The sequence below is a fragment of the Phytoactinopolyspora endophytica genome, from assembly GCF_004138495.1.
Classification (GTDB): Bacteria; Actinomycetota; Actinomycetes; order Jiangellales; family Jiangellaceae; genus Phytoactinopolyspora; species Phytoactinopolyspora endophytica.
Map to the genome: position 1 here is coordinate 17,342 of NZ_ML142863.1, position 11,216 is coordinate 28,557.

Annotated in this window: 9 protein-coding genes; all 9 read right to left on the bottom strand. The window is 67.7% G+C overall.

What is annotated here, in order from left to right:
- Positions 1-82: 82 nt before the first annotated feature.
- Complete coding sequence (locus ELR45_RS24300; protein ID WP_129668663.1) at positions 83-1,018, bottom strand: S66 peptidase family protein; 936 nt, start codon at positions 1,016-1,018, stop codon at positions 83-85.
- A 147-nt stretch (positions 1,019-1,165) separates the two neighbouring features.
- A complete protein-coding gene (locus ELR45_RS24305) occupies positions 1,166-3,361 on the bottom strand; it encodes a S9 family peptidase (protein ID WP_129668664.1) in 2,196 nt (731 codons plus the stop codon).
- 88 nt (positions 3,362-3,449) lie between these two features.
- Positions 3,450-4,751, bottom strand: coding sequence for a M20/M25/M40 family metallo-hydrolase (locus ELR45_RS24310; protein WP_205857179.1), 1,302 nt, complete (start codon positions 4,749-4,751; stop codon positions 3,450-3,452).
- A 286-nt stretch (positions 4,752-5,037) separates the two neighbouring features.
- Positions 5,038-6,165, bottom strand: coding sequence for a VOC family protein (locus ELR45_RS24315; RefSeq protein ID WP_129668666.1), 1,128 nt, complete (start codon positions 6,163-6,165; stop codon positions 5,038-5,040).
- A gap of 209 nt (positions 6,166-6,374) precedes the next feature.
- Positions 6,375-7,733 (bottom strand): dual-specificity RNA methyltransferase RlmN, encoded by a 1,359-nt coding sequence (rlmN, locus tag ELR45_RS24320; protein ID WP_129668667.1) that lies wholly within the window; start codon positions 7,731-7,733, stop codon positions 6,375-6,377.
- A gap of 45 nt (positions 7,734-7,778) precedes the next feature.
- Positions 7,779-8,654: a phosphatidate cytidylyltransferase gene (locus tag ELR45_RS24325; RefSeq protein WP_129668668.1), complete on the bottom strand. Its 876-nt coding sequence runs from the start codon at positions 8,652-8,654 to the stop codon at positions 7,779-7,781.
- Positions 8,655-8,713: 59 nt separating this feature from the next.
- Positions 8,714-9,271 carry a ribosome recycling factor gene (gene frr, locus ELR45_RS24330; RefSeq protein WP_129668669.1) on the bottom strand — a complete coding sequence of 186 codons (558 nt, stop codon included), beginning with the start codon at positions 9,269-9,271 and terminating at the stop codon, positions 8,714-8,716.
- Between the two features lie 93 nt (positions 9,272-9,364).
- A complete protein-coding gene (pyrH, locus tag ELR45_RS24335; RefSeq protein WP_129668783.1) occupies positions 9,365-10,117 on the bottom strand; it encodes a UMP kinase in 753 nt (250 codons plus the stop codon).
- Positions 10,118-10,331: 214 nt separating this feature from the next.
- Positions 10,332-11,150 carry a translation elongation factor Ts gene (gene tsf, locus ELR45_RS24340; RefSeq protein WP_129668670.1) on the bottom strand — a complete coding sequence of 273 codons (819 nt, stop codon included), beginning with the start codon at positions 11,148-11,150 and terminating at the stop codon, positions 10,332-10,334.
- Positions 11,151-11,216 lie beyond the last annotated feature (66 nt).

Consider the following 11,216-nt stretch of genomic DNA (forward strand, 5'->3'; position numbering starts at 1 on the left):
GGTTACCGCTTTCCGCCCAGGTCACCAAGAGACGCGGCGACGACGCAGCGCCCCTGTCCTGGCACGGGACGCCAAGCGGCCCCTAGCTGAGCGCCGGGGTGTCCAGCGTCAGTGTGGCGGCGCCCGGATCGAGGGTCACGGACACGCCCAGCGGCATGGTCTGCGTGCTGTCGCCGTGCCCGAAACCGAATCGGCTGATGATCGGGACACCGAGATCGCCCAGTCGCTCCACGACGACGTCGTCCATCGGCTCACAGTCATGCCACGAGCCGAGAACGACGCCGACCACGCCGTCCAGCCATCCAGTGCGCAGCATGTGCGTGAGATCGCGGTCCAGCCGGTAGGCCTTCTCGCCGACCTGCTCGAGCAGCAGGATCCCCCCGTGAAGATTCGGCCGTCCGGTGGGAGTCGCCAGCTCGGAGGTGAGCAGGCTGACGCAGCCGCCGACGGTCACACCCGCCACCGGGCCACCGCCGCCGTTCGCAATCGTCTGTGCGGTGGGAGAGCTCAGCGTCAGTACCGACTCGGGCTCGAACAACGTCCGCCGCAGATGCTCCGACGTCGCCGCGTCGTACACGAACGAGTCGACCGCCACCATCGGCGCGTGCAGGGTAGCGACACCGACACAGTTGGCGAACGCCTCGTGCAACGCCGTGATGTCGCTGAACCCAGCGAACACCTTGGGCTCGGCAGCCGCCACAGCGGACCAGTCGACCATGTCCATCATCCGCTGTGCGCCGTAGCCGCCCCGGGCACAGAAGATCGCCGCCACCGACGGGTCGCACCAGGCCTGCTGCAGATCCGAGGCCCGCGCCTCGTCGCTGCCTGCCAGATAGGCGACGCGCTCGTGTTGATCGGCGACATGCGGCGCGAGCGTGACCTCGAGGCCCCAGGCGCTCAGGATCTCGCAGCCGGCATCGAGCAGGTCCTTGTCGACCGGACCACTGGGTGCGACGACGACGACGCGGTCACCCGCCGTCAGCTTTCGCGGCCGGGTCAATGCTTGCATGTTGTTCATGGGCTCATTCCCGGAGTCTGTCGTGTGGGCCACCGTGGTCCGTCGCCACGGCTCATCTCATCAGCGGCAGGCACGCTACCGTACCATCACCACGGGCACGAGGCACGCGACACGTCCGGACTCGTGTCGCATGGCAACAGACCCGTGCTACCCGGCATGCGGATGTCGGCTTCGAAGTGGGAGCCGGGGGATGTCTCCGGCCGGTTCGAACCCGAAGACCTGAGCATAGAGCGACAGCTCGGCTTCCAACGCGGCGACGATCGTCTCCTTCCTACGGAAGCCGTGCTGCTCCCCCTCGAAGGTCAGGTAGGCGTGCGGGATCCCTCGCCCGGCCATGGCCTCGACGAACCGCTCCGCTTGCACCGGAGGGCAGATCTCGTCCTCCAGCCCCTGCAGCAGAAGGAACGGCGCGGTGACACGCTCCGGATAGGTCATCGGCGAACGCTCCCGGTACAGCGGCTCCGCCTCCGGCCACGGCCCGACGAGGCTCTCCAGGTACTGCGACTCGAAATCATGGGTCTCCCCGGTCCGCCAGCCGGCGAGATCGAGGATCGGATACTTGATGACGCCGCACCGGAAGGTGTCGGTGAACACCAGCGCGGCCGCCGACGTCCAGCCGCCGGCGCTACCGCCGCGGATCGCCAACCGTCGCCCGTCAGCCAGCCTGTCGTCGACAATCGCCCGCGCGACGGCCGCGCAGTCCTCCACGTCGACGACGCCCCAGTTCGCGCGCAGCCGGTTCCGGTACTCCCGGCCGTGCCCCGTCGAGCCGCCGTAGTCGACCTCCACGACGCCGATACCTCGGCTGGTGAAGTACGCGACCTCCAGGTCGTACACCATCGGCGCCCGGCTGGTGGGTCCGCCGTGGACGAACACCACATACGGCGGCAGCTCACCCTCCGGCGCGGTGAAGCCGGCGTTGCGGGGCGGATAGAGGCTCGCGTGGATCTCCCGGCCGTCCTTACCGGCGAAGGTGCGCGCTTCAGGCTCCGGCAGGTGACCGCGGCCGACCCGCCAGAGCGGGGGCAGCACCGAGACGGCGTCAGCCTCACCGGCGTCGCGCGGGCTGGCGGGACCCACGGGTCCCATACCGCCTGGGCCGCCCGGGCGCTCGTCGTACCTCGGATCGGTCAGCGCCATCGAGTGACGGGCGAGCGTGCTTACCCCCATCACCCGGTACGGCTGGTCAGGGCTGCCGGCGACGCCGTACACGACGTCGTTCCCCAGCGAGAAGAGCGTCGCCGCCCACTCAGTGTTTCCGTCTTCCTTGAGGGGCAGCAGCTCACCCGACGCCGTGTCCAGCACGCTGAGCCGCGTCGAGGACCGGCCGTGGATCACCGCCACCGTATCCGTCCCCACTGGGGCGAACCACTGCATGCCCAGCTGCCAGAGCGGCCCGCCGAACTCCTCCTCCCGCGGGCAGAGGTTGACCGGAGCCGTGGCCGCGTGCCCGTCCGGCCCCAGCGCGACCCGGTGCAGGTTCCACCAGCCGGTCGGGTCGGAGACGTAGAGCAGCGCGTCGCCCGAATCCCATTCAGCCTGGACGACCGCCTCGTCGGCGCCGCCCGCCACGGTCACCGGCGTCCCTACCGAGCCGTCGTCGTCGATCGCCGCGACCCGCAGCTCGGTCGAGTCCCAGGGCATCGAGGGATGGTCCCAGCCGATCCAGGAGAGCCTGCCACCGTCCGGAGAGCGGCGCGGGCAGGCGAGGAAATGCCGGTCGACGACGAGCGTACGCACGGCCGACGGGTCGGTGGCCGCCGAGCCGTCGAGCGGCACGGCGACCAGCGCGCGGGCGACGTCTGTCGGGGCCGGACCGGTCAGCTCCTCGCGGATGCACCACACCTCGCGCTCGTCCGGACCGACGATCGGCTCGACGTAGCGGAGAGCGGACGGGCGGCCGGGCTCCGGCGTCAACGGCTGTGGCCGCGCGTCGACGTCCGGTTGGAAGCGGTAGAGACGCTGGTCGGAGAACTCGGAGAAGACGACGACCGGCCCGGGATCGGAGGGCACCAGCACATAGGGACGCCCGCCGTACTCGTGGACACGGCTGCGGATGTTCCACGGCGCCGGCAGCACGACGTCGTCGTGTTCCTCGGGCTCCTGGGCCAGCAGGTACTCCTCGTAGAACGTGTCGTCGTCGACCACCAGGGGATCCGGCTGCTCTGGCAGCTCTTCCACCCTGCGCAGCAGCGCCATCCGGCCGCCCTCAGCGGGCATCGGTTCGATCCACCACGGCTGTGAGTCGTACACGCTGATCCAGGCCGGACGCCCGTCCACGTGCGCGACCAGGCCGGCGTCGATCGACGACCGCCACGCCCCGCATGGAGCCGTTTCGCTCATCGTCTCATTCACCCTTCTTTGCCATGATCATCAACTACTGGACCCACGATCATGTGGCTAAGCCTTGATGATCATGGGAGACAGCCGCTCACGCGGAGCTCAGGAACCGATCCAGAATGCGTGCGCCGCCTTCCAGCGCCTCCACGGGCACCCTCTCATCCACGCCATGCACCAGCGGTTGCAGGTCGAGATCTTCCGGCATGGTCAGCGGCGCGAAGCCGTAGCCCAATATGCCCAGCCGGGAGAACTGCTTGGCGTCCGTTCCGCCTCCCACGCAGTACGGCACCACGTGCCCACCGGGATCCTCAGCCAGGACCGCATCGGCCATCGCCGCGAACGTCGGCGAGTCCACCGGCGCGGACAGCGACACCTCGCGGTGGTAGTACTCCCAGTCCACGTTCGGCCCGGTGAGTTCCTCGACGGTCTTCTCGAACTCCTCCTCGGCGCCCGGGAGGACCCGACCGTCGACGTGCGCCGTCGCCGCTGACGGAATCACGTTGACCTTGTAGCCCGCCTCGAGCATGGTCGGGTTGGTGCTGTTGCGCAGCGTGTTCTCCAGCAACCGCCGGGCAGGGCCCAGCTGCGCCAGCATGGCGTCGGGGTCGAAGTCCGCGGCGTCCGGATCGATCGGCACGTCCAATGCCTCACATACCCTCACGACGGCGGCGCGCACGGTCGGCGTCAGCCGTACCGGCCAGCGGTGCTCGGCGATCCGGTTGACCGCCGCCGCCAGCGCAGCGACCGCGTTGTCCCGGTGCGCCCTCGAGCCGTGCCCTGCCGACCCGCGCGCGGTCAGCTTCAGCCACGCAGTGCCCCGCTCCGCGGCACCGATCGGGTACAGCCGCCGCCCGTTCGCATGGAGCGTGTACCCTCCGGACTCGCTCACACCCTCTGTACAGCCCTCGAACAGGTCCGGACGCTGGTCCGCCAGCCAACCGGCGCCGAAGCTCCCAGTGTCCTCCTCGTCGGCGGTGAGGGCGACGACGACGTCGCGGCGGGGCCCACGTCCCTCCCGCGCCCAGGCACGGGCGACGGCGAGCACCATCGCGACCATGCTCTTCATGTCGATCGCGCCACGGCCCCACACCATGCCGTCGTTGATCTCACCGGAGAACGGATGGACCTGCCAGTCCGCCGCGTTCGCCGGGACGACGTCCAGATGCCCATGGACCAGAAGCGCGGGTCGCTCCGGCTCCGAGCCGGCGATCCGGGCCACCAGGTTGGTCCGGCCCGGCGCCGACTCCAGCAGCGTCGACTCGATGCCTGCCTCGCTCAGACGGCGGGCCGCGTACTCGGCCGCGGGCCGTTCCCGGCCGTCCCCGCCCCCGCGGTTGGTCGTGTCGATCTGGATCAATTCCGACGTCAGAGCGGTAACGTCGGAGTCAGGCATGATCCCGCTCGGACCCATGAGGAACCGGCACACCGGCTGTGTCGAAGAACATCATGGTTCGCTACCGTACGCGATCGGTTCTCAGGCCGACAGACCAGTCGACAGGACATTCCTCCGGCGGACGCGGCCACGACCGGAAACCCGAACCGGTGACGCGCCCGGTTGGTCCGCTTGTTGAGCGCTAGTTGCGTCAAGGGCTCGCAAATTCGCCGATATGCGTCACTGACGCTCAACAAGCTCCGGTCCAGCGTCCGGAGGCGAGCTGAGACCTTCAGCGCGCCATTGTCTACGGAGTGGCGACCTCGACCTCGAAACCTTCCTCGTTCTCGAAGTACGCGGCGTAGTGGTGCGGCCCTCCAGCGTACGGGTGCCGGTCGGCGAACATCAGCCGCCAGCCGTATGTCGGCGCCTCGGACACGATGCGGTCCACCATCCACCGCTCCGGCACCGCGAGCGCCAGGTGGTTCAGCCCGGGCGCCTTGCGGTCGTATGGCGTCCAGGAGAGGTCAGGAGACTGCTCGATGACGACGTAGGGCCCGCCGCCCGGAGACTGCCAGGAGCGGCCGCTGTCCCACACCTGGAAAAGTGTCCAGCCGAGCCGCTCGAACAGCCACCCGAAGGACCGCGTCGCAGCGTCGATGTCACGGGTCCAGATCTCGACGTGATGCAGCCCGGTCGATGGTGTGCGCACGTCGGACAGCGAGGGGTCGTCCGTGGCGGTCTCGTATCCGTTCACCGCCGGCTGCTGATGTGTCCGTTGCGCCGGCTCCTGGAACTGCGCCTGCTCCGGGTAGTGCCCTGGATCGGTGTACTGGCCCGTCTCACCGAACGACGGGTCGAGCGCGCGCAGCGCAGGGTCGAGCTCGTTCACCGCGGAGTCGGTCAGCGGGTCACTGCCGACCGGCGGCTCGGCATACCCCTGGTATCCAGGCGCGCCAGCCGGGGGGTACCCCGCGGCCGGGTTCATCGGCGGCGGCGTACCCATCGGCGGTGCTGGATTCACCGGAGGGGTCGGGGCCGCCGGAGGGCCGACCGGCGAGATCGGTGCCGTATTGAGTCCGACATGGTCCGCGGCCGCCCAGGTCTGATCCGGCATCTGCTGGGCGTGCTGAACCTGTGGCGGTTGTGGATGGACTTGAGGGTGCTGCTGGGGGTGCTGCTGCGCAGGTGCCGCGTACTGATGCTGCTGCGCCTGCTGGGCCGCATGCCGCTTTTTACGCAGCTCGGCCGCGGCCGCGTCGAGCCAGTCGTCGACGTCGTCCATCGAGTAGCCCTCGCGCATCCGGACGACCTTGAACTCTTCGGCCTCGATCCGCTCAGGCGTGATGCCTTTGGCCCCTGACCGGCCGTCCAGCGCATCGATGACCTGATCGACAAAGTCATCGACAGTGTCGAGGTCATACCCCTCACGCATCCGCACCGTACGGAATTCAGGTTCGCGACTCACAGCCACCGCGTCGTCACACTCCTCCTGTTACGAGAACGGCCGGTCACGCAGCGCAGCACGACAGGCGAGCGGTTGATCCGCTCGCCGCCGACTGCCGACCCCCGTGACCGGCCACCCCAAGCAGAACGTAGTCTAGAGCACTTTGCTAGTTGTCCCACTTCAAGCTGACAGGCATCTTAGGCGTTCGTGGTCGCCAGTTGCCCACAGGCCCCGTCTATATCACGTCCGCGGGTGTCACGCACAGTGACGGGAACGTCGTGTCGCTCAAGCGCCGCAACGAACGCCCGTTCCACCTCGGGCTCAGAAGCAGTCCATTTCGACCCAGGTGTCGGATTCAGCGGAATTGGGTTGACATGTATCCATCCGCGCCCTCGTTCGGTCAGCATCCGACCCAGCAGATCGGCCCGCCATTCCTGGTCGTTGATGTCGCGGATCAACGCATACTCAATGGACACACGCCTGCCGGTCCGATCGAAGTACCGCCGTGCGGCGTCCAGCGCCTCTCCCGCTTTCCAGCGGGTGTTGATCGGCACAAGCTCGTCGCGCAGCGCATCATCCGGCGCATGCAGGGACAATGCCAATGTCACGGAGAGTTGCTCCGAAGCGAGCCGATCGATGGCCGGCACCAGTCCAACTGTTGAGACGGTCACCCCACGCTGGCTGATGCCGAGTCCTTCGGGAACCGGGTCGGTGAGCCGCCGGATGGCCGTGACGACAGATTTATAGTTGGCCATCGGTTCGCCCATGCCCATGAACACCACATTGGTGACCCGTCCGGTCCCGCCGGCGATCTCGCCGGCCGCGAGCGCCCGAGAGCCTGCCACCACCTGCTCGACGATCTCCGCCGTGGACATGTTCCGGGTCAGGCCCTGCTGGCCCGTCGCGCAGAACGGGCAGTTCATCCCACAGCCTGCCTGACTGGATACACAGATGGTGACCCGGTCCCGCCGGCTCGACCGAACATCCCGGTCACCGTTTCCGGTGCCTGACCGTTTCGAGTCCGACGTCGTTCCCCCGTATCGCATCAGCACGCTCTCCACCAGCGCGCCGTCGAACAGGCGCCACAGCGTCTTGCGGGTCGCACCGTCGTCGGTGTCGATGTTCCGGACCGGCGTCACCAGCTGCGGAAGCATGGCGCCGCCGAGCTCGTCCCGGACTCCGGCTGGAATGTCGGTCATCTCGCCGGGTTCCCCGACGAACCGGGCGAAGTACTGCCGGGATAGCTGGTCGGCGCGGAAGGCCTTCTGCCCGAGATCGACGACGCTCCGGCGCCGCGCTTCTGTGTCGAGGTCGGCAAGGTGCTGCGGCGGTTTTCCCCGCCGCACCGGCGTCAACTGAAGCTCCCCGGGCCGAGGAGCATTGGCGCCGGCCACGTCCGGCTCGGCGAGCTCGACGGACCCAGCGACGTCGGCGGGTTCCACGGTGTCAGCGCGCCCATCGGCGGCATCGACGTCGTCGAGCGCGACGGTCTCACTCGTGTCCGACTCACCGGCGTTTCGGCCACCGGGGCCCGTTAGACATGCGTTTTCAGGCATAACAACGACGATTCTCCCACGCCGACCAGTGTCCGGCCGACTTATCTACAGGACGTATTCGAGCACCAGCCAGATCAGCGGTGCGCTTGGCAGCAGCGAGTCGAGGCGATCCATGATGCCGCCGTGTCCCGGGAGCAGCGAGCTCATGTCCTTGACCCCGAGATCCCGCTTGATCATCGACTCGCCGAGATCACCGACGGTAGCACCGACCACCCCGACGACGCCGAGCACGACACCACCCCACCACGGACCGTCGAACGCCAGCACTGCCACGGCCACGCCGACGGCGACACCCAGCAACAGTGACCCGCTGAATCCCTCCCAGGTCTTCTTCGGGCTGACGCTGCGTGCCATGGGGTGCTTCCCGATCAGCACCCCCGTGAAATAGCCGCCGGTGTCCGACGCGACGACCACGGCCAGCAGCGCGAAGACCTGCCAGTGACCGTCGTCGGCGCGGGCCATCAACATGGCGAACCCCGCCAAGAACGGCACATAGACGACGATGAAGATCCCGGCCGTGACGTCGCGAAGGTAACCGACAGAACCGTCGCCCAACCGCCAGACAGATGTCGCCATGACGGTCAGGCCCAGTCCGACGACCAGCGGAGATGTTCCGGCGACATAGGTACCCACCAGCATCAGCACGGTACCGAGCAGCGCCGGCACCACCGGCACAGTGATCCCCCGCGTCGAGAACGCCTGCGCCAGCTCCCAGACAGCCACCACCATGACCAGGATGACCACGCCCGCGAACGCCGCCGGGAACGTGAACAGAGTGCCCAGCACGACGGCGCCGAGGCCCACGCCCACACCGGTAGCCGCACGCAGATCCCGCCCGGCACGCTTCGGACCGTGACCTCCGGACGCGGCGGATCGATCCGGGTCCTCGCCCGGGGCAGGGGCGGCAGGCTCGTCAGTCACGGCCAAACCAGCGGCCTTCCAGCGCGCACAATGACGGAGCCGGCCTGGGCACCATGAGCTCAGACTTCAAGGAGCTCGGCTTCTTTATGCTTGAGCAGTTCCTCGACCTGGTCGACGTGCGTCTTGGTCATCGACTCGAGCTGCTTCTCGGCGCGAGCGACCTCGTCCTCTCCGACTTCTCCGTCGTGCACGAGCTTCTCCAGGGTCTCCTTGGCATGCCGCCGGATGTTACGGATGGAGACCCGGATGGCCTCGGCCTTCTCCCGCGCGAGCTTGATGTAGTCGCGTCGGCGCTCCTCGGTCAGCTGCGGGAGCACCACTCGGATGAGATGGCCGTCGTTCGCGGGGTTGACTCCGAGATCGGAGTCGCGGATGGCGCGCTCGATGGCCCCCAGCGACGACTTGTCATACGGCTGCACGGTGATCATCCGCGCGTCCGCGATGTGGAAGGACGCCAGCTGGTTGATCGGCGTCGTTGATCCGTAGTAGTCGACGACGATCTTGTTGAACAAGGACGGATGGGCGCGCCCGGTCCGGATCGACGAGAAGTCTTCCTTGCCGACCGATACGGCCTTCTCCATCTTCTCTTCGGCTTCGAATAGTGTTTCCTCGATCACCGCTGCTCCCTATGCCTCGTATGCGCCCTGACCGCTTGCCCGCCACGGTTCGCGACGCGCGCAGAGCATCTTTCGGTGCCTTCCAAGAGGTGGCTAGTCTCCCGCATCGGCAAGGACAGTATCCACCCCGGCAGCGACGATCGTACCGATCGGCTCACCACGGATCGCTCGCGCGATCCCGTGATCCTCACCGAGGCCGAAGACGACGATGGGAAGCTTATTGTCGGCGCACAGACTGAAGGCCGCCGGATCTGCCACGTCGAGCCGGCGGCGCATGACGTCGCGGTAGGTGATGCTGACGTACTTGCGCGCTGTCGGGTCCTGGCGGGGATCGGCTTCGTACACGCCGTCGACACCGCTCTTGGCCATCAGCAGCCGGTTACAGCCGATCTCCAGGGCTCGCTGCGCCGCGACCGTATCCGTGGTGAAGTACGGCATCCCGGCACCGGCCCCGAAGATGACCACTCTGCCCTTCTCCAGGTGACGGGCCGCCCGCCGCGGGATGTAGGGCTCAGCCACCTGCCCCATGGTGATGGCCGTCTGTACCCGGGTGTCCACACCGCGCTGCTCCAGGAAATCCTGCAGCGCAAGACAGTTCATAACAGTGCCGAGCATCCCCATGTAGTCGCCACGGGCCCGGTCCATGCCGTTGTTCTGCAGTTCTGCCCCACGGAAGAAGTTCCCACCACCAACGACGACCGCCACCTGCACGCCTTCGCTGAGCACGGCGGCGATCTGACCCGCTATCTGCTTGACCACCTCAGGATCGACGCCGACCTCACCACCGCCGAACACCTCGCCCGAGAGCTTGATCATCACTCGCCGTCCACCGGGAGGAGACGGCATAGCGGTGGATGTGGAGGTCTCGCTCGTCGCAAAGTCAGACGTCGCGGTGCCGGGCGTGGCCGACTCGTCGTTATCCGTTGCGGCCGGTGCGTCCTCGGTCGCTGGCTCGGTCATGAGTGCCTACCCTCCGCGTCATCCACCGTCTCATACGCCTCGGTGGTCATCGGCCGATTCTCTCAATAGGAGAACGGTCGATGACCACCGGAGGTTCTCGTCAGGCGCCGACCTCGAACCGCGCGAAGCGCCGCACCGTGACACCCGCCTCTTCGAGGAGGGCACCGACCGTCTTCTTCGACTCCTTCACGGAGGGCTGTTCCACCAGAACGCTCTCCTTGAAGAAGCCGTTCACCCGGCCCTCCACGATCTTCGGCAGGGCCTGCTCCGGCTTGCCTTCCTCGCGGGCGGTCGCTTCGGCGATCCGCCGCTCGCTGGCCACTACGTCCTCCGGGACGTCATCGCGGCTGACGTACTGCGGACGCATCGCAGCCACCTGCATGGCGGCGTCGCGAGCGGCGTCGACGGTGTCACCGGCGTACTCGACCAGCACGCCCACCTGCGGGGGCAGGTCGGCCGACCTGCGGTGCAGGTACGTCGCCACAGGGCCGTCGAAGACGACCACCTGTCGCACCTCGATCTTCTCGCCGATCACGGCCGCCGCAGCCGCGACCGCATCCGCCACCGTCCGCCCATCAGGCAGCGCGGCCGCCGTCAGTGCCTCGACGTCCGCCGGCTTGGCTTCGGCCGCGGCAGCGACGATCTCGGTGGCGAGCTTCTGGAAATCGCTGTTCTTCGCCACGAAATCGGTCTCACATGCGAGCTCGATCATGACCGGGCCCTCGGCGGCGATCAGGCCGTTGGCCGTCGTACGCTCGGCACTGCGCTTGGCCGCCTTGGCGGCACCCTTGATCCGCAGCCCTTCGACGGCACTATCAAAGTCGCCGCCGCTCTCTTCCAGTGCCTTCTTGGCGTCCATCATGCCCGCACCCGTGGCGTCGCGGAGCTTCTTGACGTCCGCCGCAGTGAAGTTCGGCATCCTCTTGCTTCCTCTAGAGTCGTTAAGTGGTGTGATAACGCGCAAGACGGACGTGACAGGGCGTGC